General features: G+C 47.9%; 23 protein-coding genes. 10 read left to right on the top strand and 13 right to left on the bottom strand.

Annotated elements, in window-relative coordinates:
• Window positions 1–221 precede the first annotated feature (221 nt).
• The gene (locus JFC05_RS00325) at window positions 222–3,305 is read right to left on the bottom strand and encodes an acyl-CoA dehydrogenase (RefSeq protein WP_227697330.1); all 3,084 of its coding nucleotides are present in this window, start codon (window positions 3,303–3,305) and stop codon (window positions 222–224) included.
• 277 nt (window positions 3,306–3,582) lie between these two features.
• A complete protein-coding gene (gene radC / locus JFC05_RS00330) occupies window positions 3,583–4,266 on the bottom strand; it encodes a RadC family protein (RefSeq protein ID WP_105244142.1) in 684 nt (227 codons plus the stop codon).
• A gap of 142 nt (window positions 4,267–4,408) precedes the next feature.
• Between radC and coaBC the strand changes: the two genes are divergently transcribed.
• Window positions 4,409–5,800, top strand: a complete 1,392-nt coding sequence (gene coaBC, locus JFC05_RS00335) for a bifunctional phosphopantothenoylcysteine decarboxylase/phosphopantothenate--cysteine ligase CoaBC (RefSeq protein WP_198335295.1) — start codon at window positions 4,409–4,411, stop codon at window positions 5,798–5,800.
• Between the two features lie 93 nt (window positions 5,801–5,893).
• On the top strand, window positions 5,894–6,667 hold the full coding sequence (locus tag JFC05_RS00340; protein ID WP_198335296.1) for a sulfite exporter TauE/SafE family protein: 774 nt from the start codon (window positions 5,894–5,896) through the stop codon (window positions 6,665–6,667).
• 155 nt (window positions 6,668–6,822) lie between these two features.
• Here JFC05_RS00340 and JFC05_RS00345 read toward each other — a convergent pair whose 3' ends face one another.
• The 4 genes from JFC05_RS00345 to JFC05_RS00360 all read right to left on the bottom strand — a co-directional run bounded on the left by JFC05_RS00345 (window position 6,823) and on the right by JFC05_RS00360 (window position 10,191).
• Complete coding sequence (locus tag JFC05_RS00345) at window positions 6,823–7,029, bottom strand: DUF2905 domain-containing protein (RefSeq protein WP_198335297.1); 207 nt, start codon at window positions 7,027–7,029, stop codon at window positions 6,823–6,825.
• Between the two features lie 56 nt (window positions 7,030–7,085).
• Entirely contained in the window at window positions 7,086–8,003 is a 918-nt protein-coding gene (locus tag JFC05_RS00350) for a histone deacetylase family protein (protein ID WP_198335298.1), read from the bottom strand.
• A gap of 118 nt (window positions 8,004–8,121) precedes the next feature.
• Window positions 8,122–8,934 carry a YbjN domain-containing protein gene (locus JFC05_RS00355; RefSeq protein WP_198335299.1) on the bottom strand — a complete coding sequence of 271 codons (813 nt, stop codon included), beginning with the start codon at window positions 8,932–8,934 and terminating at the stop codon, window positions 8,122–8,124.
• 141 nt (window positions 8,935–9,075) lie between these two features.
• Complete coding sequence (locus JFC05_RS00360) at window positions 9,076–10,191, bottom strand: hypothetical protein (RefSeq protein ID WP_227697331.1); 1,116 nt, start codon at window positions 10,189–10,191, stop codon at window positions 9,076–9,078.
• Window positions 10,192–10,403: 212 nt separating this feature from the next.
• On the opposite strand from JFC05_RS00360, the gene ccmA reads away from it, so the two are divergent.
• The 5 genes from ccmA to ccmE all read left to right on the top strand — a co-directional run bounded on the left by ccmA (window position 10,404) and on the right by ccmE (window position 13,915).
• The gene (ccmA, locus tag JFC05_RS00365) at window positions 10,404–11,033 is read left to right on the top strand and encodes a heme ABC exporter ATP-binding protein CcmA (protein WP_198335301.1); all 630 of its coding nucleotides are present in this window, start codon (window positions 10,404–10,406) and stop codon (window positions 11,031–11,033) included.
• A gap of 60 nt (window positions 11,034–11,093) precedes the next feature.
• Window positions 11,094–11,807: a heme exporter protein CcmB gene (locus tag JFC05_RS00370; protein WP_420850540.1), complete on the top strand. Its 714-nt coding sequence runs from the start codon at window positions 11,094–11,096 to the stop codon at window positions 11,805–11,807.
• A 197-nt stretch (window positions 11,808–12,004) separates the two neighbouring features.
• Window positions 12,005–12,793 (top strand): heme ABC transporter permease CcmC, encoded by a 789-nt coding sequence (gene ccmC / locus JFC05_RS00375; protein WP_198335302.1) that lies wholly within the window; start codon window positions 12,005–12,007, stop codon window positions 12,791–12,793.
• Between the two features lie 16 nt (window positions 12,794–12,809).
• Window positions 12,810–13,022 carry a heme exporter protein CcmD gene (ccmD, locus tag JFC05_RS00380; RefSeq protein WP_192994910.1) on the top strand — a complete coding sequence of 71 codons (213 nt, stop codon included), beginning with the start codon at window positions 12,810–12,812 and terminating at the stop codon, window positions 13,020–13,022.
• A 392-nt stretch (window positions 13,023–13,414) separates the two neighbouring features.
• Window positions 13,415–13,915 carry a cytochrome c maturation protein CcmE gene (gene ccmE, locus JFC05_RS00385; RefSeq protein WP_075100381.1) on the top strand — a complete coding sequence of 167 codons (501 nt, stop codon included), beginning with the start codon at window positions 13,415–13,417 and terminating at the stop codon, window positions 13,913–13,915.
• Window positions 13,916–14,171: 256 nt separating this feature from the next.
• On the opposite strand, the gene JFC05_RS00390 is transcribed toward ccmE, so the two are convergent.
• The 7 genes from JFC05_RS00390 to JFC05_RS00420 form a co-directional block, all read right to left on the bottom strand.
• On the bottom strand, window positions 14,172–15,020 hold the full coding sequence (locus JFC05_RS00390) for an aldo/keto reductase (RefSeq protein ID WP_105244133.1): 849 nt from the start codon (window positions 15,018–15,020) through the stop codon (window positions 14,172–14,174).
• 511 nt (window positions 15,021–15,531) lie between these two features.
• Window positions 15,532–16,491: a MetQ/NlpA family ABC transporter substrate-binding protein gene (locus tag JFC05_RS00395; RefSeq protein WP_198335303.1), complete on the bottom strand. Its 960-nt coding sequence runs from the start codon at window positions 16,489–16,491 to the stop codon at window positions 15,532–15,534.
• Window positions 16,492–16,659: 168 nt separating this feature from the next.
• Window positions 16,660–17,346 carry a methionine ABC transporter permease gene (locus JFC05_RS00400; RefSeq protein WP_198335304.1) on the bottom strand — a complete coding sequence of 229 codons (687 nt, stop codon included), beginning with the start codon at window positions 17,344–17,346 and terminating at the stop codon, window positions 16,660–16,662.
• 18 nt (window positions 17,347–17,364) lie between these two features.
• Window positions 17,365–18,135: a methionine ABC transporter ATP-binding protein gene (locus JFC05_RS00405; protein ID WP_172953126.1), complete on the bottom strand. Its 771-nt coding sequence runs from the start codon at window positions 18,133–18,135 to the stop codon at window positions 17,365–17,367.
• A 287-nt stretch (window positions 18,136–18,422) separates the two neighbouring features.
• Window positions 18,423–20,708 (bottom strand): sensor histidine kinase, encoded by a 2,286-nt coding sequence (locus JFC05_RS00410; RefSeq protein ID WP_198335305.1) that lies wholly within the window; start codon window positions 20,706–20,708, stop codon window positions 18,423–18,425.
• Window positions 20,709–20,806: 98 nt separating this feature from the next.
• Window positions 20,807–21,529, bottom strand: a complete 723-nt coding sequence (locus JFC05_RS00415) for a response regulator transcription factor (protein ID WP_058025471.1) — start codon at window positions 21,527–21,529, stop codon at window positions 20,807–20,809.
• Window positions 21,530–21,846: 317 nt separating this feature from the next.
• A complete protein-coding gene (locus JFC05_RS00420; RefSeq protein ID WP_198335306.1) occupies window positions 21,847–23,145 on the bottom strand; it encodes an efflux RND transporter periplasmic adaptor subunit in 1,299 nt (432 codons plus the stop codon).
• Between the two features lie 775 nt (window positions 23,146–23,920).
• Here JFC05_RS00420 and pilG point away from each other — a divergent pair.
• From pilG to JFC05_RS00435, 3 genes are all read left to right on the top strand, one after another.
• Entirely contained in the window at window positions 23,921–24,298 is a 378-nt protein-coding gene (gene pilG / locus JFC05_RS00425; protein WP_075100386.1) for a twitching motility response regulator PilG, read from the top strand.
• A 219-nt stretch (window positions 24,299–24,517) separates the two neighbouring features.
• Complete coding sequence (locus tag JFC05_RS00430) at window positions 24,518–24,880, top strand: response regulator (protein WP_192994920.1); 363 nt, start codon at window positions 24,518–24,520, stop codon at window positions 24,878–24,880.
• Window positions 24,881–24,883: 3 nt separating this feature from the next.
• Window positions 24,884–25,414, top strand: a complete 531-nt coding sequence (locus JFC05_RS00435; RefSeq protein WP_198335307.1) for a chemotaxis protein CheW — start codon at window positions 24,884–24,886, stop codon at window positions 25,412–25,414.
• Window positions 25,415–25,510 lie beyond the last annotated feature (96 nt).

Here is a 25,510-nt window from a genome sequence, read left to right on the forward strand (position 1 = left end):
TAATATATCAATGGTTAAGTTTCAGGCCACTGGTAAGAATTACCTTGCTATAAAACATAAGTCTATCAAGATGAGAGGCTAGGCGTATTCTTAATTCTATCGATAGCTCTCTAAATGAGGTCACGCGCTAATAAGCAACCGTGCTTTAAAACAGTGCTTTCTAAAGAGGAACTTTCTAAAGAAGCACTTTCTAAAGAAGCACTTTCTAAATAGTCCATCGCTTAGTTTTTGCTTTCCCCGTGGCGATGTTTGTCTTGCCATGGCTCACTATCGCCCAGCTCGTCTAAGTGCTCGTCGATAGACTGCGTTTTGTGCGCCCTGTCTTTTTGATTGACGTCGTCGTGATTGATGCCATCAGTATTGGCATGGTCAGTATCTATCTGGTCGGCATTGTCCGTTAGCTGGGTGCCATGCAGTTGAGCGCTGTCTGGCTCAGCGCGCTCTGAGGCTGTGCTACGATGATTGTTGCCCATACGCTCATTGAGGTGCGAGGCGGCGTCACGGTGACGTGCATCCAAGGCCTCAATCTCAGGATGAGAGTCATCAAAGTCAGTCTGAGCCTGTGCTTCTTTTTGAGAGTCTTGCTCTGCGACCATTTCTACCTCACCATCAGGCTCATAGCCATGGTTGGGATTATCATCGCCTGTTGGCTCATCTGCTGAGGCCTGCAAGCCTTCTGCCGCTACGGCATTGTGAGCTGCGCCCGCTGCTATGCTATTGGCTGCTGTGTCAGTGACTGTGTCGGTAGCAGACTCATCATAAGGCGCGGCGTCACTCTGAGCTTGCGCCGCACGTTTGCGCTCAGCATAGTCAGTCAACTGATTGACCGCATTTTCGAGCGTATGAGGGTTAAAGCGTGGCTGCGCTTGTGATAGATGCTTGTCAAAGACATCGGTCAATAGTGAATCAAAACGTATGGCATTGTATTGAATAAGCACTTCGGCTTCTTCTTCGGTGATATCTTCGTTTTGGCTGGCATAGACCACATGGTCTTCAAAGCTCAGACCGGCAAAGCTGTCTTTGTGCTCTGCCTTTTTAAATTTTTGCCACAGCGGCTCGATACCCAATAAGGTCTGATAGGCGTTTTCCATACGGCCTGTCACATCGTCCTCATCGGTGTTGTAATAGACCATGGTCTTGAGGTAATCGCGAAAAGGATTGGCCTCAAAGTCTCCCATAAAGGCATCGCCGAGCTGACGTTTTAGCTCGTCGCTTGGCGGCGTAAAGATGCGGCCACTGGGGAAAGTCACAAATCCAACCAACGCTGCGGCAAAGCGATTTGGGAAGTTTTCAAAAAATGACTCAAACGCTTCTTGGATGGTGAACAGGCTATTTTGTAAAGCGACTTCGGCATGCAAACGCTCCGCTTCAGACTTGCTGCCATGCTCATAAAACTGCAAGATGGCCGTCGCGATAAATAAATGACTATGAATATCAGCCAGACGTCCAGAGAGCATCTCTTTACGCTTTAGATCACCTGCGAGCAGCCCCAACGCCATATCGGCAGTCAAGGCAAAGCTGGCGCTCAAACGGTTGATGTGCTTATAGTAAGGGCGGGTAAAGCGATCGGCAAAGCTTGGCACATGATTGCTGCCGCCGACATAGCCTGCAACAAAGGCTTTTGCCCCGCGGTTAAAGGTATAACCCAAATGCTTAAAGAATAAAGTATCAAACTCGCGGATAGCGTGATGTTTGTCCTCGCTTTGTAGCAGTTGTAGCTCATCAAACAGATAAGGATGGCAGCGCATCGCTCCTTGACCAAATATCATCAGTGAGCGCGTCAAGATATTGGCACCCTCAACGGTGATAGAGACAGGGATTGCCTGATAAGGCGTCGCCAAAAAGTTGCGTGGCCCCATCTGTACCGCACGGCCACCGACCACATCCATACCGTCATTGACCACTTCACGCATGGTTTCGGTGGCGTAGTATTTTGCCATGGCCGTCATGACCGATGGTGTGCCCCCTTGGTTGAGACCACAGGTGACGAGATGACGAAACGCCTCTAACATATAGGTATGACTGGCCATACGGCTGGTGGCGTCTTGTACTCCTTCAAACTTACCGACAGAGATTTTGAACTGCTCGCGGACTTTGGCAAAGGCACCGACAGACAGATAGGTCATCTCACTGGCCGACGTGGACAGAGCAGGCAAAGAGATGCCGCGGCCGACGCCCAAGCACTCCATCAGCATACGCCAGCCGCGCCCCGCGTTTTCGACGCCGCCGATGATATAATCCAGCGGAATAAAGACATCCTTGCCATCGACCGTACCATTCATAAAGGGCGAGCCAATAGGATTGTGACGAGGCCCGACGACCACGCCCTCGTGATCGGCGGGAATCAGCGCACAAGTGATGCCATAGTCGGTCTTTTTAGCATCCCCAAGCAAGCCTTCTGGATCGTGCATCTTAAAGGCTAAGCCCACGACTGTCGCGATGGGAGCCAGAGTAATCCAGCGTTTTGAGAAATTCATCCGTAGACCAAGCACGTGCTCGCCTTCATGCCTGCCATAACACACCACACCAGTATCCGGTATCGCGCCTGCGTCAGAGCCTGCTTCAGGCCCTGTCAAACCAAAACAAGGCACTTCATCACCGCTTGCCAGTCCCGGTAGCCAGCGCTGTTTTTGCTCATCGGTACCATAATGCATGAGCAGCTCGCCTGGGCCGAGTGAGTTTGGCACCATGCAGCTCACTGCTGCTGTCGGCGAGCGTGAGGCGATTTTGCTCATCACCCGACTTTGGGCATAAGAGCTAAACGCTCGGCCACCAAATTCTTTTGGAATAATCAAACCCAAAAAGCCATTGTCTTTGATAAATCGCCAGGCTTCAGCCGAAAGCTCTTTATCCTCATGCTGAATTTTCCATTCATCAAGCATGGCGCACAGCGTCTCTACTTCGTTATCGATGAAACTTTGCTCTTCATCTGACAGCTCTGGATAAGGATATTTGGCAAAAGTGTCCCAATTGGGCGCACCCATAAACAGCTCTTTTTCCCACCAGCTGGTGCCAGCATCCAGCGCTTCTCGCTCAGTATCGCTCATGCTGGGCATCGCACCACCCAGCGTCTTATAGACCGGCTTGGTGATAAGGGACTGCCGCAGCGGCGAGATAAGCAGTATCAAGCACAACACCGCTATTGGAATACCCAAAACAAGCGACCACGGGCTGATAACAGCAGTGATGATAACGGTGGCAAGGGCGACGATACTGCCGGTGACACGTGATAAGGACATCAAAAAGATGGCCAAGACCATGGCTAATTGAATGAATATTGCCAAAATAAATAAGCCAATTGCCATGACTGTCTCCTTTATAACGCCAAACAATAGCGTAAAAATGTGTGAATGCAGGTCAGATACATATAGTTATGGTTTTTCTGACGTGGGTTTTTAAGTGTTATTTATGACCGTGTGCCAAAATACTGAGAGTCAAATCTCTACGAAAAACACAGTTAGCCATCAATATGAAACAGTTGTCGATGACTATCAATAGCGAAAGTGCTACGCTGTGTCGAAAATATGTATCATAAGACGCTAGGTATGGCGATTATGGGATGACTATCAATATTTTTATCATTTAAGAAAAAGGCGCAAAGCCGTTTTCGGCATAAGACAACGTGTTGTTGCGCCCTACGATTATATGATCCACCAATGACAAGTCGATTAGGTCGCAGGCTTTTTTTAGCTCATAGGTAAGCACATTGTCGGCAGTCGATGGGGTCGCATCGGTGTGCGGATGATTGTGGGCGATGATAAGCTGATTGGCTGCATGACTCAGCGCATGGCGTAGGACGTGTTTGATACAGACAGAGCAAGAGGAGATACCGCCTGTAAACAGTATCTCAAAATTTAATAAATTGAGTGCGTTGTCCAAGCACAGTACGGCAAAGACCTCGCGGTGCTCGCCGCGTAGCTGGGTGCTGATATAGTCTTTGACCACTTGAGAGCGTCCAAGCGCTTGCCCTGTTTTTAGCTGACTGTCCAAGTAGCGTGTCCCCATCTCAAGCGAGGCCAGTATCTGGGCGTACTTGGCAGGGCCGATGCCATGGCAGGCGAGGACGGTGTCTTGCGGGGCGGCCAACAGCTCAGCGAGGCTACCGAATTGGTCGATAAGGTGTCGCGCCAGCTCGATTGCCGACTGTGACTGAGTACCCGTACGTAAAAATATCGCCAAAATCTCAGCGTCAGACAAGCTTGCTGCCCCGTTTTTGAGTAGTCTCTCACGCGGTCGGTCGTCTTCGTGCCAGTCCTTGATTGCCATTATTATTTCCTAAAAGTGCTATTTTGATAAACACGCCCGTATCGATAAATGGGCGAAATACGTAAATTTTTACCCAATTTATCTCATAATTGTTACTATAAGCGCAATTTATCTTTCCACTTTTTTTATTGATGCCATGCTTATGTCCAATATCGTGCTCGCTATCACCGGCGGTATCGCCGCTTATAAATCCGCTATTTTTGCTCGCTTGCTTGTCAAAGCAGGCTTTGATGTGCGCGTCATCATGACCAGCGGCGCGCAAGCCTTTATCACGCCTCTGACATTGCAGGCGCTGACGGGTAACGAGGTGCATATCTCTTTACTCGATGAGCGAGCGGAGGCGGGTATGGGGCATATCGAGCTGGCAAAATGGGCAGATTTGGTCGTCATCGCGCCTGCGTCTGCCAATACTTTGGCACGCCTAGCGATGGGTATGGCGGACGATTTGCTCACCACAGTCTGTCTGGCAACGAGCGCGCCGGTGCTGGTTGCGCCAGCGATGAACCAGCAGATGTGGGCGCACCCTGCGGTCAATCTCAATGTACAGACCCTACGCGATATGAACTATCAAATCATTGCCCCTGCCAGCGGTGAGCAAGCGTGCGGTGATGTGGGAGCCGGCCGCTTACCTGATCCTGAGGCGCTGTTGGCCGAGGTGCTATTGTTCAATGCCATGCAGACCACGCCGCAGCTATTGGCTGGTAAAAGAGTGGTCATTACTGCAGGGCCGACGGTCGAGGCGATCGATCCAGTGCGCTACTTGTCCAATCATTCATCAGGGAAGATGGGCTTTGCGTTAGCGCGCGCTTGCGTGGCCGCCGGTGCCGAGGTGGTCTTGATAGCAGGTGGCAAGGTGGGTTTACCGACGCCGCTCAATGTCACGCGTATCGATGTGCTGTCTGCCGAAGAGATGTTGCTGACGGCTCAGCAGTGTGTGGCAGGTACGCATACGGCATTACAGTATATGTCCGAAGAGGAGCATGAACACCCTTCTGAGCATTCTCATGACCATTCGCACGAACATCATGATGACTGTGGCTGCGGTGAGACGCATGAGCACGAAGGTGGTCACACTCATATGCACGACCATGTCACTGATGACGAGCTTAGAGTCGCTGATATCTTTATCGCCACTGCGGCTGTCGCTGACTATCGTACCCGAGACGCGGCGCCGCAAAAAATCAAAAAAACCCAAGAGTCGATGACACTAGACTTGGTAAAAAACCCTGATATCTTAGCGACTATCTCGCTTGCGCATCCTGAGCTGTTTGTCGTGGGTTTTGCAGCAGAAACGCAAGATGTCGAGCGTTATGCACGTGGTAAGCTTGTCTCCAAAGACTTGGATTTGATTGCTTGCAATGATGTGTCTCGCGCGGATATTGGATTTGCCAGTGATGATAACGCTATGCAAGTGTTTTTTTCCGAGCGTTATGAGCACGACAGTGTCACGTTAGAAAAAGCAAGCAAGGATAAAATCGCTGAGCAGTTGACCCGTATTATCGGTGAGACCCTCTGGCATCGGTACGATGCTTAGTGATAGCTCAATCACGGCACAGCTATATGGTGATGTCAGAATAGTGATGCAGATCAGTTGGGTCAAATCGGGCGCTAAGGCGGTGTGGTAGGTATGATGGATGATACAAGTACCCAGACCGTATTACTGATGGCTATCTTTGCGCTAGCATCACTGCTGCATGGTATCAGTGGGCTGGGCGTCACCTTGGTCACCACCACTGCACTTGCGAGCATGTACCCGCTGCCATACGCCATTGTGCTGATTATTTTTCCGTCATTACTGCTCAACGCGCTGACGTGGCTAGCGGGCGGTGGCCGTAGTATTTGGCAAAACTTTATCTATTATGGCAGACGCTACTGGCTGCTGGCGTTGACCAGTCTGCTTGGCAGTATTTTGGGGGCAAAGCTACTACTGTGGGTCGATAGCGCGTACATCTTAGTACTGCTGGCGGCGGTCATTGGCTATTATGTGGTCAGTAGCTTACTCGGTAAGCAAATCCGCCTGCCTGATACCAAGCCAGTACTGATTATCGTAGGTTTTAGTGCAGGCGTTATTGGCGGTGCGACCAATGCGATGTCGACCATCCTGATGATGTATTTGCTCTCTGCCAGCAATGATAAAAACACCATCGCCAAAGTCGGCAATATGTGTTATTTTTTGGGTAAAATCGCTCAAATCATCGTATTGCGTGAGCCAATCATGGCGCTTGGCCGTGGTGAGTGGCAGCTGATAGCGGTATTTAGTGTATTGTCGGTTGCGACGTTGTTGATTGGTATCCGCTTGCGTCGTTATTTGCCGCAAGCACGCTTTCGTCAGCTTATTTTAGTGATTCTCTCCGTACTGGGGCTGCGTGTGGGCTGGCAGGGGGTGATGGCGTTTTTGTAGTATAGTCAGTAATAAACAGAATCAAACCATCAACTATTACGGACTACTGGTATAAATCTTGCTTGCGTGCTGCTATCGTTCGATGCTGCACAAACAACCTCCCAGTAGCACTGACTCGGTTTAAAGTAAGTTGACTATAGGGAGTGTTTTTCAGGTTAGCGATTGAATAAATTTAACACGATGGTCGCGATGACACTAATCACTATCATAGTGACCACTGGAAAATAAACCCGAGTATGGCCTGAAGTATGCTTAATATCGCCTGGCAGATTACCTATCCAAGAAAACGCGCTAGGAAACAGCAGCCAAATAACCCCGACAATGATCAGTACAGCCCCTATAATAATCAATATCTTTGCCATATAAGCCTCGCTAATCTTATTTTACTCTTTTGTCTCCACCATACATGCGCTGAACCTTAACCAGCTATCTCACCAAAATACAGCTGCTGGGCGATGCGAAAGGTATTGCAGTGCGCCTCGACCACATCTTCAATATCTTCTGAATAACCACCGCCCATGACAATAGCGACTGGAATATTAGCGGCTTTTGCTTGCTGCAACACATACTGATCGCGCGCTTTGCAGCCAGCGCGCGTGAGACCAAGTTTACCCAGCTTATCGGTCGCCAGCACATCGACTGCAGACTGATAAAAAATCATATCTGGTGCGACGTCGCTAATTAGGCGTGGCAGCGTCTCCATCAAAATCTGTAAATATTCTGCATCACCCATATCGTTGTCCAGCTCAATATCTAAGTCGGATATTTCTTTACGAAACGGATAGTTCTTAGCGCCATGCATACTAAAGACAAAAACACGCGGCTCATCCGCCATAATGCTGGCATTACCATTGCCTTGATGGACGTCCAAATCCACGATTAAAATCTTTTGCGCCTGCCCGCGACTTAATAATAAATTGCTGGCGATACACACATCGTTAAACACGCAAAACCCCTCGCCATGATCGGCAAACGCATGATGGGTGCCGCCCGCGACATTCATCGCCACCCCATACTGCTGGGCATATAATGCACATTCATAAGTGGCGTGCGCGATATGACGACCCCGATCCACTAACGCTTCGGTCATCTCAAAACCGATAGGTCGCGCTTCTTTGCGCGGCAAGGTTTGGGTTTTAAGCTTATGCCAGTAGTCCGCCGTATGCGTGGTTAAGATTTCTTCTTCTGTCAGACGTTTTGGCGCAAAAAAGTTATCATGGGTAATGGTGCCTTCTTCAAGCAAGCGCTCAGGAATCATGGTGTACTTTTGCATAGGGAAGCGGTGCTTGTCAGGCACGCTATAACGAAACACGTCAGAATAGGCAATTTTTAGCATAGTGTTAAAGCATGTCTTTTTTGAAAAGTGTTTTAAGGATAGATAAGTTTAAACGCTTTGAAAATAAGGGGTTGGTGAGGAATTGTAAAAGCTGCGGATAGCCATCAGAATCAGTGGATTACTGAACATACTGAGTTGGCAAAAAGAAGGTGCGCGAATCTGCTTGTTGACGCAGCTCTGTCAGTAACGTTTGCATGTCTTCGGCAGGATATTGCTGATTGATCAAATCATAAAACAGCTCATGGGCGACTGTGGTCATGGCGATGACGCTTTGTAAGACATGTTCGATGATATCGTCATTGATACCGACGGCTTCGACATCGATAGCATATTTATAGCGTATCTCGCCATCGTTTATATCCATCTCTAGATTACCAATCAGCATGTCATAGTTGATTTGGGTAATCAATAGCATCGCGGCACTTTGGTGACTCTCTGGAATCAAAAAAGGCAATATGCCATATACGGCTAGCAGTTTGTTTTCTGCTGGCACGCGAAACAAGTAGCCACAGCTTAGCTGCTTATGTTGCATCTTTAGCGACAAATGATGCGACTGCCGCTGATCGCCTTTGCTTGGGCGATAGTAGACATAGTGCCATTGTTTTTGTTCAAAGTATTGTTTTAAGCACTCGACAATATCGATATGAGTGTCGGTAGGATCGGGCGACTGATGAGTGCTATCTGACGTAGGTTGAGGAGGCGCGGTGCCGATAGGCTTGCTGTCATTATCAGAGGCGTCTATATGGCTGTTTGAATTGCTGTCTAGACGGCTGGCAGATCTGTCGCTAGATAACGGCCTGTCATTGAGCTCATCATCGATTGTGGTTTGCCGAAAGTCGTCATTATCGTCATCGACGACAGCAGGCGGCGCGGCCTCTGTCAGCAGCCGCTTGAGTCGTTGCCATAAGCTGAGTTTGTTACGTTGACTCATAAGATTGCCATGACCGATAGAGAAGTAAGGGCGTTACAGTAAAGGCAATATAGTAAAGATAATACCGTAAAGACAATAATATCACTTTGCCGATGACCATACTGTTTGCTACGCCGCCCTTATCAACTACCGCGCTGGTGATTAGCGGGGCTCATCGCCGTGCCCCGCAAACGAAGCTTTGATAGCAGGCTGCGCATAAAAAGCTTGTAGCATCTCACGAATATGAGCGGTAAACCATGGACTGTCAAGCGCGTCTTGTATGATCGGTCGTAATGCTGTGCTCAGTGGTGAGGCGAGCGAGGTATCGATAGGTAGGCTCGCCGCCACTGCCGCAATGGTGTCTGTCTGGTGATTGCTGTACCACGTGTCGATGCTGGCTGCTACCAGACTGCGCAGATAGGGCGATAAGCGCAAGCGGTTATAGCTTTGCTGAATGCTGGCTTCGATATGCTCGATACTGTTATTATCGGCCTCGTCATTTAGGTATGTTTGTATCTCGCTGATCGGTAGGTCTTTGATACGTGACCAGCCCATGACCAACAGCCGCGTGACCTCATCGTTAGACAAGTGCGTTTGAGCGTTGGTCTCTGCGCGCTGCGTCAAGTCTTTAATGTTACGGTGCAAATAAGTTTGCAGCTTATCATCTAGGTTTTTATTGGTGGCTTTTTCAAATGAGCTGCGGCCAAGCTTCATCAGTTTGCCCACGCCACCTGCTTTATCGAGCGTATTTTCCATAAAATCATTGATAGCGTGATAAAGCGTCTGGGTGAGTAGGTCAGCAAAGGTCTCGTTGCCGATGAGCGTATGAATAAGGGCATTGCGCTGCTCGTCGTGACGGCCGATATAGCTGGCAAGGGTCTCGACTTGGGTGTCGTCTATCAGTTCAGACAATGGGACATTGTCATTGATCGGATGGTAGATAACGGTATGCAGGATATCACGGATATCGGTGCGCATGACGTCGCTCATCGGCTGCTGTAATAAGCCGTCATTGATGAGGCGCTTTAAATCATCAGCCTGTAGGTACTGGCATAATGGCTGCTCGCCAAACCACTGACATGCCTGCACGCTTAAGGTATCTGCTTGTGCCCTAAGCCATTGTTGCATAAAGCCAACTTGTGCCTCGATGATACTATCAAGACTGAGAGGTGCGCCAGCGCTAGTGTTTGACTGGCTGTTTGGCTGGACATCTGCTGTTTGCCTCTGAGAGGGGGCAGGGTGGGTTTCTAAACTAGGGTTATCTTGTGAAGTCGGCATAGGTTTTGAGGTCATAGTGATGGACAATTTGTTATACTGTGTGGTTGGGGTAATATCAACCCCAAAAAATACGATTGTCAGTGTCAGCTTTATTCATTTAGGAAGCACGGACAAGTTTTTGTGAATGGTAAGCGCATCAACTATTATGTCACGAACGCGGTGTTTTGTTGTGATGAATATTGCTAACGCTTAATAAATAATGAGAGATGTGGATGACCGCTGTAGATGCTTCTTTACTTGCGCTCGCTGAGCTGACCGTCCAGCGCGGTGAGACTCCCCTATGCGAAAAGGTCGCGCTCACACTGTCTACAGGGGATATCTGCCATCTCATCGGTGCTAATGGTACGGGTAAGACGACACTGCTGATGCAGCTGGCAGGACTACTGCCGGTGCTGACAGGTACCGTGCGCTATCAAGGCGTCGAGAGCTTACCTGTACAGCCGTTATATGTCTCGCATCAGCTGGGTATCCATCCCAATCTGACAGTCGCACAAAACTTGACGTTTTTGCTCAATCTATATGGCATCGCGCCAAGCAGTACTGACATTGATGCTGCTCTGACGTGGGTAGGGTTACAAGGCTTTGAGACCGTAAGCTCAAGCCATCTATCCGCTGGGCAGACGCGGCGTATTACTCTTGCCAGATTGTATTTATTGACGCCTGCGGTGACACCGTTATGGCTGCTGGATGAGCCGTTTACCGCGCTGGATGTCGATATGGTGGCACGAATGGAGAATAGGCTGTGCGACTTTGCCAGTGCGGGCGGTGCGATATTAATGACCAGTCATCAGGCCGTCGGCGTCGCCAATCAAATGCTCGATTTGTCAGATTATATGGTATAAGGGCGATGAGTCTCAGTAAAAGGATGGATCATGACAGATAGCCCAGTACAGTCTGCACCAATGCAAGCAGCAAAGCCGCGCTCAAATACCTCCGACGGTACGCGCGGTATCAGCTTTGGGCAGCTCTGGCGGCGCGAATGGCAGGTCAAGCAGCAAGGAGCGGTACAGTGGCTATATCCGCTCGTACTGTTTTTAGTAATTATTACCTTGTTTCCGCTGGCCGTCGGTAGTGAGCCTGCGCTATTGCAGCGTTTAGGCGTGTCTGCTGTGTGGATTGCTGCGCTCTTGTCATTGGTGATGGGGGTTGATGGGCTGTTTAAGCCCGCGCTCGATAATGGCACGCTGGCGCAGTTGGTGGTTGCCAGAGCATCGCTACCGCTTTGGGTACTTATCCGCTTAGCCATACACTGGATTTTTAGTAGCGGTATTGTGGCGGTGCTTAGCTTATTGGCGGTGCCGCTATTTCAGCTTAGCTGGTTTGAGGCGTGGATATTACTAGCCTCTATCGTCACTGGCAGTCCGATGCTGCTGATGCTCTCTGCCGTTGCCAGTAGTTTGACACTGTCATTAAAAAACGGTGCCGTGCTGGTGCCGCTGATAGCTTTGCCCATGCAACTTCCGGTACTGATTTTTGCCACTGGGGCGGTGGATTTGTTTGCCACAGGTCTCAATGGTTTGCCGATACTAGCGCTGTTATTAGCTGGCAGCATCATCTCTGTGCTGGTGATGCCATGGGTGATTGCTATGACCTTAAAGATGGCGTGGCTCAATTAAAAAAACCTTTATATCAACAGCATGTTGAAAACGGGCAACTTTGCTATAATAGCCAATTAACGATACAAACAAGTCACTTGTAGATTCTATCCAGTGTTTAACGCCGGCAGGTTAGCGGATAGTAGCAATCATGATGTCGTAGCGTCCATGATGCCCTATCTGTCAAACCACTATGCTGTGTAAATAGGTTTATCCTCATGCCCAACCTGAATAATGTCTCATCTCCTAGCCTGTGGCAGCGCATTTGGCAAGGCTTTTTGACCACTGTTGGTACCAAGCAGTTTTTTCGCATTTTTGCGCCTTGGGTCAAGTGGCTTGCCATACTTGCCAGTATTTGCCTTGCGATTGGTAGTGTCTGGGGGCTGGCATTTGCGCCGCCTGACTACTTACAAGGCAACAGCTACCGTATTATATTTATCCACGTACCGGCAGCCAGTCTGGCCATCTCCATCTATTTTGCCCTTGCGGTGTTGGGGGTTATCTTTTTGGTTTGGAAAATCAAGACGGCCAGCTTGGTGGCGCAAGCGCTCGTGCCGCTGGGGTTTTTGCTTTGTGTGATCAGCTTAATCACCGGCTCTATTTGGGCAAAACCCACTTGGGGGACGTATTGGGTCTGGGACGCGCGTTTGACCTCGATGCTGATTTTGGCGTTTTTGTACGCGGGCGTCATGGCGCTGTTTGCCGCCTTTGAGCATACCGCCAACCGCGGCAAAGCGGCAGCTATCTTGTCCATCGTCGGTGCGGTCAACCTGCCGATTATCAAATACTCGGTACAGTGGTGGAACACCTTGCACCAAGGCTCGACTTTTACCTTGACCGCTGCACCAAAAATGTCAGCCGATATGTGGATGCCGCTGCTGCTTATGGTCGTCGGTAGCTATTTACTGGTGGCGACCTTGGCGATTTATCGCACCAATACTTTGATTTTGTACCGCGATCAAGGCAAGGCTTGGGTCAAAGAATATATTCGTGGACAAAACAAATAACGGCTAGGAGATGATGATGCAGCCTTATTTTTATAGCGTGTCTGAGTTTATCGCCATGGGTAAGCATGGCGTGTTTGTCTGGTCGTGTTGGGCGATTACCGTGGGTGTGGTGCTGGCTTTTATTTTTTATAGCCGCAGACAGCGACAAGCGCTGATTAAGCAATTGACCATCCAGCAAGCGCGGCAAGCACAGCGTACTGCCAACACCTCCAGTCCTACAACCAAGTAGTCAAAAAACCATCTGAATATCATCAGTTTAGCTCGCAAGACTAGGGTGTCTATATCGTCACTATATGGCGATATGAAGGCTTGGGGGCTTATTGATTGATGCAAAAAATGCTACTATATAGCTATTAGAAAGTACGATTAGAAAAATATTTAAAAAAGGTTTTTCTAATGGTGGTTTCTTTAATATTTTCTGTTTTATGGGTTTATATTGCATTGGATATGACTGATATGGTCAGTTCAAAGTAAAACCGCTTTAGATTTAAACACGCTACTGGTATAAATTTTACTTGCGTGCTGTTATCGTTCGATGCTCGCAACATTTATCTCAATAGCACTATGTTATTTTTAGAATGGTTTGACTATAAGACAGTGACTCATCAATGAGGTAGTGGTATGAACGCAGTTCGTCGCAAAAAACTGATGTGGGTGATGTTTACGCTGGCAGGAGCCGCGATAGCCGTGGCGTTGGTCATCTATGCCATTGGGCAGCAGACTGACTACTATTTTGATGCAACGGCCATCGCCCAAGGGGAAGCGCCGCAAAATAAGCGTATCCGTGCTGGTGGTATGGTCGTCGCTGGCAGCGTGCAGCGAGCACCAAATGATCCGCTGAGTGTGGAGTTTGCGATTACCGATTTTGAATCGACGGTGCCTGTGACTTATCAAGGTATCTTGCCAGATTTATTTGCTGAAAACTCAGGCGTGGTTGCTACAGGTAAAATGCAAGGCGAGACCTTTGTCGCAGGGGAAGTGCTGGCTAAGCACGACGAAAACTACATGCCGCCTGAGGTTGCCAAATCTATGAAAGAAAACAATCGCAATGGATTGACGCCGCCTTCTGAGCAGTACAATCCAGCAGAGCCAATCCATGAGACCCAAACGCTGCAGCAGTAGCGTTCAAAAATAGCCACACTGACCGTAAAAGCGCCGCTAATATTTGTTTAGCGGCGCTTTTTTATGTGGGTTTTGATAAAAATATTAGGGCGTGTCCTCATTTTGAAAATGGCGATAAAAACGAGATAAATCGCCGTCAAACAAGGAAAATAGCGCAGATACTATCGAGATAGTAGTCAGCTATCTAACACCGTTTGGCCAGATTTAGCTATTTTTGGCCCATTTAGATGGCTATCGATTGAATCGAGGATACGCCCTAGTCATCCCATTCAGGCGTATAGTCAGGATGCTCGATTTTACGGCCATCGCTACGGGCCAAGTTGCCGATTTTTTCTAACTCATCGGCGCTAAGCTGGATATCAATGGCATCCAAGTTGCCTTGTAGATGATCGGGATTGGAGGTCTTGGGAATGGCCACACGGTTTTTGTCCGATAATATCCAAGCCAGTGATATTTGCGCAGGTGTCACGCCATGCTTATCCGCAATCTCTTTGATGACCTCATTGTCAAACACATCACCGCGCGCCAGTGGCGAATAGGCTTCTAATAAAATATGATGGTTATTCAAAAAAGTCTGCAAGGTATTTTGTTTGATAAACGGATGAAACTCTACTTGGTTGACGACAATAGGCACATCAGCGTGTTTTTTGGCTTCGATGATATGAGCGATATTAAAGTTAGAAACTCCAATATGGCGCGTCAGCCCTTGTTTTTGCAGTTCACACAGCGCAGGAATGGTCTCAGACAATGGCACGCGATCATCAGGCCAGTGTAATAGCAGTAGATCGACATAATCGGTATCTAGGTTTTCTAATGAGCGCTTGGCGGCGGCTATCAGCTTTTCTGGCTCAAACTTCATATCATCAGGGAAAATCTTGGTGGTCAAAAAGAACTTATCACGCGCCACGCCTGATTGCTTGATACCTTCTCCGACCTCTGTTTCATTGTCATAAGCTTGCGCAGTATCAATGTGCTCATAGCCCATTTTTAACGCTTGGCTGACAACATCGATACAGTCTTGGCCTGTTGATTGCCAAGTACCTAGCCCTAGCACAGGAATATTGGCTTGGCCTGCGGTACGAATATTATAAGTTTTCTTGCTCATATTATTATCCTTATTATGTGTTGAGTGTGGTTTTATGGCTGTTTATATAAGTGTTCTTTATATAACTGTTCTCCAAACAAGTAAGCACTGAATTCAGTGTCACTACCTATCAATGTCACTACCTATAAATATCACCACCTGAGTGAGAAACTTTTAAAACTGAATAAATAACAGTCGTATCATAGTGTTGATTGTAGAACTTGCCCTAACAGAACAACTCGGCAACCCAGCTACTATAGAAAAAAATAGAATAAAGTAAAAGGTCGGTTGACGCTTTCCTACAAAGGACAAACAGGCTGTAACGTCATTTTTATCATTATTTTTGAGATGAAAGCACGCTCTAAAGCTGTCTGACTTATGGATAAACGTTGTCAGTGTAATCACGAGAGTCAGAAAAGACAGTAGAGTCAAGGCGTAAGAAGCGTAGCGGACGGATGAGAGATAAGCAAAAAAAGCGCCCAATATCGATTGATACTGGGTGCTTTTATAGACGCGGAAGCACGGTTATAAATTACTGCGCCGCTTCGGTCTCTACAGCCGCATTTTCAGGGGCTTTGGTTGCGTCGGCGGTGTTTTCACCCCAGATTTTTGGGTATTTGTAGCCAGGGAATGTCTCATGCGCGTACTTTTTGAAGGCTTCTGAGTTATAGGCGTTGGTGACGTCTTCTACCCATTTTTTGCCAGTATCGGCAGACTTGATCGCTGACCAGTTGACATAAGCAAAGCTTGGCTCTTGAAACAGTGCTTCGGTCAATTTGATACCAGAGTCGGTGGCATAGTTACCATTAATCACCGCAAAATCAACTTCATCACGGGCACGTGGCAGCTGTGCGGCTTCTAATTCGACGATATTGATGTCGTATTTGCTGTTATCCGCGATATCAGTCTTTGAGGCTGTCAACGGATCGATATTGTCTTTTAGCGTAATCCAGCCAAGGTCGTCCATCATCACAAGGGCACGCGCAAAGTTGCTTGGATCGTTTGGTGCTGAGACACTCATACCTTTGTAGGCTTCATCAAGGCTGGTCTTTTTACCTGAATAAAGACCAAGCGGGGCGGTCGGTACTTGGAATACCTCAACCAAATCTAGATTGTTTTCTTTTTTAAAGGTATCAAGATAAGGCTTGTGCTGGAAGATATTGATATCCAAGTCGCCTTCAGCCAGCGCCAAATTAGGACGCACATAGTCGGTAAATGCGATGAGCTCAACGTCATAACCTTGTTCTTCTAGCGCGCCTTTGACTTGGTTACGTACCATGTCGGCAAAGTCACCTTCAGTGGTACCGATGACGATTTTGCTATGCTCAGGATCGATATCGCTGTCTGCCGTTTGGGCTGTGGTGTTTTCAGTCGCCGTTTCTTTGTTGGCTTCTGGCGCTGATGAGTTGTTACAGCCCACCAATACAAGCCCTGTCATACCAACGGTTGCAAAGGCAGTGGCGAACTGACGGCTGATATCTGTTAATTTCATAAAATTTCCTTATTCGTACATGGGATTGGGTTATGTGAGTCGCGCCTGAGCATTAAAAAAGCAACATTCTACATAGTAATGCTGCTTTTTATGATAAGAGCTAAGAGGATTCATTACTGCCAAAAATAAACCGAGTCGCTGGCAATGTCAAGTATTTGCCAAAGCGGCTTAACGTTTGTCTAGGCGGTTGGCCAGCCAGTTACCAGACGCTTGGATAGCAATGACCATGATCGATAGCATAATCACGATAAAAATCATCACCTCAGTTTGGTAACGATAATAACCATAACGAATGGCCAAATCGCCCAAACCGCCGCCGCCGATCATACCCGCCGCCGCAGAGTATGACAGCAAGCTGATACACAAGATAGTCACTGACAGCACCAGCCCTGAGCGCGCCTCGTTGAGCAAGACTTTGATAATGGTAAAGGGGCGAGCGCCCATCGACTCGGTGGCCTCGATGATACCGCGCGGGACTTCACGCAGGTTTTGCTCGACCAAACGGGCAAAATAAAACGAGCCGGCAATCGCAAGCACCAAAGAGGCGGCAATCGGTCCGATACCTGTACCGACGATGGCTTTGGTAAATGGACTCATCGCAATCATTAAAATCACAAACGGGAAGGCGCGCATAAAGTTGGTGATGCCGCCTAACACAGCATATAGTGTTTTATTTTGCAAAAACTGTCTATCGCTGGATAAGAATAAGAATATTCCAAATAGCCCACCGATCAAAATGGCAACCGTCGTTGAGATACCCAGCATGATAAAGGTATCAATAAACGCAGTCACAATCTCTTTACGCAGCGCAAACAGCTTGTCGATCGAGGCGGATAGTTCCGTACCAGTTAACATATTATTTCTCCTACCTCATTAGTCCTCAACGACTAAGCCTTGGCCAATCGGGGTGGTGGCCTGAATCAGACCATCTCTTACGTCTGCAACCTCAAGCAGCTTGCCTTGGTGTAATAAGGCGGCGCGGTCGCAAAGCCTGCGAATCACACTCATCTCGTGGGTGACGATGACGATGGTCACGCCTAGCTGCTCGTTGATATCACGCAGACAGGTGAGCAAGCTACGAGTTGTCGCAGGATCGAGGGCACTGGTCGGCTCATCGGCCAGTAGCACCTTTGGACTAGGCGCTATCGCGCGGGCGATACCAACGCGCTGCTTTTGGCCGCCTGAGAGCTGCGCTGGATAGTGACCGGCGCGATCAGTCAGATCGACAATCTCCAGGCAGTCCATGACACGCTGATGAATATCACGACGCGGATAGCCTGCGACCATCAGGTTAAAGGCTACGTTGTCAAAGACGGTGCGATTGGACATGAGATTAAACTGTTGAAATATCATACCGATATTGTGGCGCGCCACTCGTAGGTCGCTGGCTGATAAGGTGGTCAAATCAGTGCCATCGATGATGACCTGACCTGAATCTGGACGCTCGAGCATATTGATCAGGCGCAACAAGGTGGATTTACCGGCACCAGAATAGCCCATTAGGCCAAAGATTTCACCTTGCTGGATGGACAGTGACGTCGGCTCGACAGCAGTAAACCAGTGAGGTTTGCCATCTTTGTCTTTGATTGAGCGGTCACTTAAAAAACTTTTGGTCACATCGTTTAAGACAATCATGTCATTCATGGAGGGCTCAAAATTCAATGGTTTTTTTAATGTCACAAACGCCTTGTTTTGCCTCTATCGTCATCTAAGAGGTAAAAAAACAATCGTTCATAACCCTATAATAAGGGGCGCTAATATAGCATATTGTCGGGTACTTTGGATATGCGCATCCGCGACCCGCTTATGATGAATAGTGATTAGGCGGGGGAGGCGAGGAAAAGAGGCAGATAATAAGAGCGGTTTTTGACAAGAAGACTAGATAGGCACACTTAATAGAGGAGTTTGCGCTAGCAAGATAAGAATACGTCCTAGTCATTTGGATGATAGTGCGGATTATGCTTGACTGGCAGTATGACCAAAAACCTTGTATGGCCATTGATGGTATCAGTGATGATACGGCCTTGATGCGCGGTGACGATTTGTGATACCAGTGATAACCCCAGCCCTGAGCCTTTGTTTTTTTGTTGCAAACGCACAAATGGGCTAAACACTTCTTTACGCTTTTCTTCAGGGATACCAGCTCCTTCGTCGATGACGGCCAGTACCGCGTATTTGGGCAGAGGACGTTCAGGCTCTGTTTTGGTTTTTTTGAGATGCTTGGTAAACAAGCCTTCTTTGCGCGGCTCGTCCATAGCCTCCCCGTCAAGCTGCGTCGCGTTTTTGCTACTAAATTTTTGGTCTTTTGGCTTTTTGCTATCATCGCTAGTGGCTGTACTATCGGCGATGGCGCTTTTTTGGCTGTGGCCATTTTTTAGCGCATTGATACCTTTGCTCATCAGACTGTCTTTGGTTTTTTGTACTGTAATGTCACTATCCGCTGCTGCCGCGTCAAGGAGAGGGGGTTGGTTACTATCAGCCTGTGCCGCGCTCTCAGGTACCGCACGCCAAATGACTTTTTTGATTTTGTCCGCAAACCCAGAGGTAAAGCGCTGATAGTCTGTCATCACAGATAGCGATGCGCGCGCGTCCTTTGGTTTAAGAGCGGTATGGTTATTGGCCGAAGCGAGAGCGTTATCATCCGTCTCCGTTGCAAGCGTGTCATCCGCCCCTACTGCAGATATCTTAATCTTATGCGTCTCGCAGCTTGGTGTTGCATCGTGGTTAGGACGGTCAGCAGCGTTGTCGTTTGTCGTGTCGACCGCAGTGTGAGTAGCATCAGTATTATCTGCCTCATTAACGACAGCGGCCTCGTCAACGAGCGTTTCGCCGTTTTTGTAGATAGGCGGTGCAGGCAGGGCCATGACCCTCTCTGTCATGTCTGCTTCAGCCGCGGCGGTATCTGTGAGCGCGGTATCGTCGCCTTGCGCTGATGCCGCCCGGCCATCCTCTCGGGTTGGTGCCGCGGTCTCATCATAGGAGTCAAAGTCTGAGCTATTATAGTCGGCGAAACTACTGCAAATGAGGGTTTGCAGCAGGTAGTCTGGGATGCTATCGGCCTCGTCAATGGTCTGTACGCCATATAGCAGTACGGTCACTGGCGGCACCCCATGTAGCATCGCATTGGTCAATAGATTGCGAATCAAATGGGTTAGCATAGAGGCCTGCCCATCGATGACGATGTGCTCGCCGATCAACGTCGCTTCAGGGTAATGTTGGCGCTCTTGATTGATGAGATCGTATAAATCTAGGCGCTCTACTTGCTGCAACGCATGACCTGCATCCAAGCGGCTGACCAGCAAGATGCTTTCTACCAAGTCATTGAGCCCAGACAAATCGCGATTGATGGCTTGGGCGCGTTTATCAAACTTTTCTTTGATATCAGAGGGCAGCGCGCCTGCCAGCATGTCCATCATCTCAATCTGCAAGCGAATACGCGTGATGGGTGTGCGCAGCTCATGAGAGGCGTGCGCCAGCAGTAAGTTATTGGCATCGACCAAATGCTCGATTTTTTGTGCCGCTTGGTTAAAACCGCGCGCCAAGGAAGCAATCTCATCATTACCGCGCGCATTGACTCGCACGGTAAAATCACCATCACCCAGCTGTGTCATCTGCTGGCTCATCTGATTGATACGCCACGTCATGGTGCGAGCAATAATCCACAAAACCCCTGCCATGATAAGCAGCAGCAATAAGGTGCCGGTAAATAGGTTCAATGCCGCAGAAAGGGCTGGTTTTTTGGGCGGTAAACGCGGTTCGTACAGCAGCGTATAGCCTGTGCTGCTATATACTTGTGCTTGCTGGGTCGTGGCGGTATCAGAAAAAGAAGGGAAAACGCGTGATAACAAAGACGGGGTTGGCGGCAGCTCTAATGGCAAATCGCTGTGGTCGGTTTGCATCAGCAAATGACCATCACTGTCATACAGACCCATTTTGGCCTGTAAAGACTCGTCAAAAATATCAAAGCTTTTTTTGACGACCGCCAGCATAAACCGCGACTGCAAACGGTTGTCTTTGCTAATGGCGGTATTTAGCTCATGCAAAAAAGGATCGATTTGCCCTAATATCTGAGTGGCCAATACCTCGGAGCGAATTCCCGCATCTTTATCATGGACCAGCTGGGTCAACAGCACCATCGCCACTGCAAATAAGATAAGCGCCAGCATCACACTGGCAAATAGCTTGGCAAATAAAGAGCGAAAACCCAAGTGCTGCATTAAACCATCTCTATTATCAGACGTTTATAACGATTCAAAACGGTTACTATATGGTCTGCCGTTTATAGCGTGCTGCCGCTCATAATATGAGCAAAAAATCAGACCTGATCAGTGGCAAATTGATAACCGACGCCGCGTACGGTGATGATACGTTTGGGCTGGCGAGGGTTGTCTTCAATCAAGGCGCGTAAACGTGAAATATGTACATCAATGGCGCGGTCGATATTGTCTGAGCTGTCATCATTTGGCATCGCCTGCCAGAGCTGCTCACGATTGAGTACTTTACCAGAATGCGTGGCAAAGTAGTGTAGTAATTGAAACTGATGCGTGGTCAAACGTACCGGCTCATCATCAATCGTCACCTCATGACTGTCAGGAAATACGCTTAAGCGGCCAAACGTCAAGCTATCTGACTGGCTGTCTGCTTGGTTTGGTTGCTCATGACGGCGAATCACAGCGCGGATACGAGCCAATAACTCACGCGGCTCAAAAGGCTTGGCGATATAGTCATCGGCACCCATCTCAAGGCCCAACACGCGATCTGTGGTATCACCTTTGGCCGTCAACATGATAATAGGTACCTTATTGGTCATGTTGTTTTTATTGCCACGGATCTTTTGACAGACCTGCATACCATCCATATCGGGCAGCATCAAATCAAGCACCACCAAATCGATATCGCGCTCTTTGGTATCTAATAAGTCAAGACCTTCTTGACCAAGCCCTGCGTGATGTACGTCGTAATAATTCATGGTCAGATAGTCGCTGATCAATTCTGCTAAATCTGGATCATCTTCTATTAATAAGATCTGTTTACTCATGGGTTATCCTCTAGTTGTTGTTATCATGGGTCAGGCGTTTATACAGCTCTGTACAGTCATTCTGATAAATACATCAGATGCGACCGCTGTTATGTCAAACGTCTGAATGTGTTATGTGCTATTTAAAGACATTATTTAAAGGCACTATTTAAAGGTACTATCTCGTAAATATATATACGCTTAAATACGTATGCTTGCTGTAAACGCGCTAATAATAAAGACCGCTAATAATAAAGACATAGTGCCTAATTTTGCTGTGACAAAACAAGACAAGCTTTGTTAATGTTTCTGCATAATGTAACTGCCAGCGTAAGCCATTAGGACACAATGACTTTTTTGCCTTTAGAATCAAGGGGTAAATCGGCCAAGCAAATCAAGCTATCATTACTGATGCCTGCGATCAGATACTGCTGAGTGGTGGGGTTAAACTCGATCACTTCTACAGGCTGGCGCGTCAGACGCTGATCTTGTCCGATGATCCACACATTTGCCGCCAATGGCCTTAGAGGTTTGTATGGCGGTGAATGCAATTCTGTCAAGTTCACATCATGTAAAGCGCGTCTAGGCACGATAGTGCCGACATCGATTTGTCCATAGTTGACCCGCCCCGTGACCTGCATCTTAGGCAGCAGTTTTTTGCGACTGCTCTCGTTATCGATCACATTGACATGGACCAGCAGCTTTTTGGGGTGCGGGGCTTCGACCAGTTTGCTGACTTGACCGGTGAACTGATCTGTCAGCTCAGCGGTTGTAAAATTAACCGTTTGTCCTACCGATAGCTGCGGCTTTGCCTGAATAGGCACGGTTGCGACAAAGTATAGCTTGGTCTCATCAGCGATCTGCAGTAAGGACGTACGTGCAGCGAGCTGCTGTCCTGCGGCGGCATTTAACTGCGCGATCCGCCCAGCGAAGCTGGCACGCACTGTGATAAGTTGGTATGACGAATGCTTTGAGGCGTCGTCCGGTGTGTCTGTCGCAGCGTCTGCATCCGCGTCGTTTTGGCGCGGCAGCTTGGCTGAGGCAGGGTTGCTGTCGGAGGTGGCTTGGCTAGCAGAGGTAGACTTGCTATCGATGGCTGATGGCTCGGAGGCCGCGTCCTCTATGGTGGCTTGTTTTGTCTGATCCGGACGAGGTGAAGTTTTTTCAGTAGCTGGGTCTTTTGCTGCACTTTTGGTTTGCGGTGCTGCATTCTCGGTTTGTGGCGCTGAGTTGCCATCGGCCTCTGTATTTATCTCATCTGAGCGTTTGGGAGGTGTTTGACTGGTCATGTTCAGCCGTCGGACGATAAGCAAAGGCGCGTCTTTTTCGACCTGCTGACCTTCACTGACCAGTACTTGTTCGACATACAGCGGCTGGGCGGCGACAAACTGACTTTGTTTGATCGGCTGTATATTGCCCTGTAGCCCGAGGCTGGGTTGATAGCGCGATGGTTTGATACTTAGAATATGGTCTGGCGTCATCGTCACCGTGCTATCACTGATGATCAGTGGGTTATCTACTGTCTCACTGTTTTCGGCTGTGACAGGCTCATCGGTAGGCGGGGAGGGCTGACAAGCCAGCAGCAGCAAAACGCTAAGTAAGTACGGGCTTTTTTTTAACCATTGAAAAGCTGTCATAGCAGTCACCGTTATAATCGTCGTTTTATTATATAGTGAAATCCTATGAGGTGAAACGATTGTACGCTAGCTGATTGTGCAGTGACCAAACATTGCCGGTCGTCATGCAATCATGACTGCCAAATGCTAAGCCATACAACCTGCTGATAGAAGCATGACTGGAGTATGGCTATAGGTAGCTATTTAGATAACCATTTAGGTAATTATTTGGATAGCTATTTAAGTTATTAGCTAGGAGACTGGTCAGTCTGAACATAAATTTGTTAATCACTGGAATTGCATGAATAACTGTGCTAAAACAAACATAACAAAATATATTGATACATTTTTATCACAATCGAAAATTATTCAGCAATGTGGTAGTTGATTCTATATAATGCAGAAATATCATGAAGTTGGTGGATTTTTTGCCCTGTTTTTATCAAAAAGTAGGATGACGATAGTTTATGGCAAAGTGCTTTAATGTTTTTTATGCATTAAGATACCTTTATCTGGCGACACGCTAAGCACAGTGGTTGGTGGTTGGCCACCGGATTGAGCGTCAATCGATTCAGCCTTCATAAATTGCCTATCATGACCCAGATGGCGGGGCTACTTTTGCTCAGGACTGATAAAAGCCAGATACTCATAAAAGAAAAGATAGGTCCGCTACGATATAGATAGATGGCAGAGGTCGTCTCAAGCCCATAATCAATAAATGATCAATTGAGAATACCCTAACAGCTGTGTTGATAGATCGCGTGACAAACCCATAGTCGTTCATAGGACAATGAGAATGGAAAATAATTTTGATGGCTTAAAAGTGATGGTGATTGATGATTCCAAAACCATTCGCCGTACTGCAGAAACCTTGTTACAAAAGGCGGGCTGCGAAGTTGTAACTGCTATTGATGGCTTTGATGCACTTGCAAAGATTGTCGATAACAATCCCGATATTATTTTTGTGGATATTATGATGCCACGTTTAGATGGTTATCAAACCTGTGCTTTGATCAAAAACAACCCTGATTATGCCGACAAGCCTGTAATCATGTTGTCATCTAAAGACGGTTTGTTTGATAAAGCACGCGGCCGTATCGTTGGCTCTGATGAGTATCTGACCAAGCCATTTAGTAAAGACGAGCTGTTTGACGCGATCAACCAATATCGCTAGACAAAGGGTCAAAATAAATGTGCCAGACTATCTTTGAGCGTGGCATATTTTGTGCAGGTTTTGATATCACGTACGGCTGTTGCTAGCCGCTTGACAACGAGTAACCACTGCGGTGAGAGGCGTGTGATCATGAGTATTTGGAGCACAGGCTTTAGCAGTTGGTCTTTATAATATATTTGAATATCCAAATGGACATCTTCGTAAATAAAGGAAAATCCTATGACTACCGTCTTAGTCATTGACGACTCGCCATCTGAAATGGCGAAATTTCGCGACATGCTCTCCAAAAACAACTTTCAAGTGTTAGAGGCGAACAATGGGGAGCAGGGCTGTCAGATGGCAGCAGATCATCTGCCAGATGTGATTTTGATGGATGTGGTGATGCCAGAGATGAATGGTTTTCAGGCGACACGCAAGATCACCCGCGGCAAAACCACCGCCCATATCCCAGTGATCATGATCAGTACCAAAAACCAAGAAACAGACCGTGTGTGGGGTAAGCGTCAAGGCGCTAAAGAGTATATGACCAAACCGATTGACGAGAGCAGCTTGGTCAATATCATTCGTCGAGTAATGGAGTAGCTTGTGGCTTCCAAAGGGTTTATTGAGCTTCTGCGTCTAGCAGATCTGGCACGCGCGCGCAAAAGTGGTCGCCGCAGTGGGCAAGAATATGACTGGCAAGGTGTGGTATTTGAGATTGGCGGACAGCGTTTGGTGGCGCCAATGGGTCAGGTATCGGAGGTGTTGGCCATGCCAGAATATACCAGCTTACCCTTAGTGAAGCCTTGGATGCTAGGTATTGCCAATATCCGTGGTCGTTTATTACCGATCACGGATTTGTCACAGTTTTTACAAGTACCTAGCCGTGTGGCGCAAATGAGTCAGCGTAAGGTCATTGTCATCGATCACGACAACCTGTTTTCAGGTTTGCTCGTCGATCAGGTGATCGGTATTGAGCAGTTTACCAGTGACCAATATCGCGCCGAGGCCATCGAGCCAAGCTCACCATTTGCGCCTTATAATCACGGTAAGTTTTATAAAAATGAGCAAGATTGGTATGTTTTCATGCCAAGCTTACTAGCGCAGGATTTGCAGTATAGCGATGCGGCAATATAACTGTCGATAATACAGAATCTGTCTCATTCATAAAGACAGAGGATTAGCGACTGACATGATGCGGTTGGATGTCAGCATTCATACAGGCTTTGTTGA

Origin of the sequence: Psychrobacter celer (genome assembly GCF_016107555.1) — a bacterium.
In the GTDB taxonomy this organism is placed as follows: Bacteria; Pseudomonadota; Gammaproteobacteria; order Pseudomonadales; family Moraxellaceae; genus Psychrobacter; species Psychrobacter celer.

Excerpts from the sequence above, each read along its gene's own strand:
- JFC05_RS00325 (WP_227697330.1), bottom strand. The coding sequence starts at position 3,305 with ATGGCAATTGGCTTATTTATTTTGGCAATATTCATTCAATTAGCCATG.
- radC (WP_105244142.1), bottom strand. The coding sequence starts at position 4,266 with ATGGCAATCAAGGACTGGCACGAAGACGACCGACCGCGTGAGAGACTA.
- coaBC (WP_198335295.1), top strand. The coding sequence starts at position 4,409 with ATGTCCAATATCGTGCTCGCTATCACCGGCGGTATCGCCGCTTATAAA.
- JFC05_RS00340 (WP_198335296.1), top strand. The coding sequence starts at position 5,894 with ATGATGGATGATACAAGTACCCAGACCGTATTACTGATGGCTATCTTT.
- JFC05_RS00345 (WP_198335297.1), bottom strand. The coding sequence starts at position 7,029 with ATGGCAAAGATATTGATTATTATAGGGGCTGTACTGATCATTGTCGGG.
- JFC05_RS00350 (WP_198335298.1), bottom strand. The coding sequence starts at position 8,003 with ATGCTAAAAATTGCCTATTCTGACGTGTTTCGTTATAGCGTGCCTGAC.
- JFC05_RS00355 (WP_198335299.1), bottom strand. The coding sequence starts at position 8,934 with ATGAGTCAACGTAACAAACTCAGCTTATGGCAACGACTCAAGCGGCTG.
- JFC05_RS00360 (WP_227697331.1), bottom strand. The coding sequence starts at position 10,191 with ATGCCGACTTCACAAGATAACCCTAGTTTAGAAACCCACCCTGCCCCC.
- ccmA (WP_198335301.1), top strand. The coding sequence starts at position 10,404 with ATGACCGCTGTAGATGCTTCTTTACTTGCGCTCGCTGAGCTGACCGTC.
- JFC05_RS00370 (WP_420850540.1), top strand. The coding sequence starts at position 11,094 with ATGCAAGCAGCAAAGCCGCGCTCAAATACCTCCGACGGTACGCGCGGT.
- ccmC (WP_198335302.1), top strand. The coding sequence starts at position 12,005 with ATGCCCAACCTGAATAATGTCTCATCTCCTAGCCTGTGGCAGCGCATT.
- ccmD (WP_192994910.1), top strand. The coding sequence starts at position 12,810 with ATGCAGCCTTATTTTTATAGCGTGTCTGAGTTTATCGCCATGGGTAAG.
- ccmE (WP_075100381.1), top strand. The coding sequence starts at position 13,415 with ATGAACGCAGTTCGTCGCAAAAAACTGATGTGGGTGATGTTTACGCTG.
- JFC05_RS00390 (WP_105244133.1), bottom strand. The coding sequence starts at position 15,020 with ATGAGCAAGAAAACTTATAATATTCGTACCGCAGGCCAAGCCAATATT.
- JFC05_RS00395 (WP_198335303.1), bottom strand. The coding sequence starts at position 16,491 with ATGAAATTAACAGATATCAGCCGTCAGTTCGCCACTGCCTTTGCAACC.
- JFC05_RS00400 (WP_198335304.1), bottom strand. The coding sequence starts at position 17,346 with ATGTTAACTGGTACGGAACTATCCGCCTCGATCGACAAGCTGTTTGCG.
- JFC05_RS00405 (WP_172953126.1), bottom strand. The coding sequence starts at position 18,135 with ATGAATGACATGATTGTCTTAAACGATGTGACCAAAAGTTTTTTAAGT.
- JFC05_RS00410 (WP_198335305.1), bottom strand. The coding sequence starts at position 20,708 with ATGCAGCACTTGGGTTTTCGCTCTTTATTTGCCAAGCTATTTGCCAGT.
- JFC05_RS00415 (WP_058025471.1), bottom strand. The coding sequence starts at position 21,529 with ATGAGTAAACAGATCTTATTAATAGAAGATGATCCAGATTTAGCAGAA.
- JFC05_RS00420 (WP_198335306.1), bottom strand. The coding sequence starts at position 23,145 with ATGACAGCTTTTCAATGGTTAAAAAAAAGCCCGTACTTACTTAGCGTT.
- pilG (WP_075100386.1), top strand. The coding sequence starts at position 23,921 with ATGGAAAATAATTTTGATGGCTTAAAAGTGATGGTGATTGATGATTCC.
- JFC05_RS00430 (WP_192994920.1), top strand. The coding sequence starts at position 24,518 with ATGACTACCGTCTTAGTCATTGACGACTCGCCATCTGAAATGGCGAAA.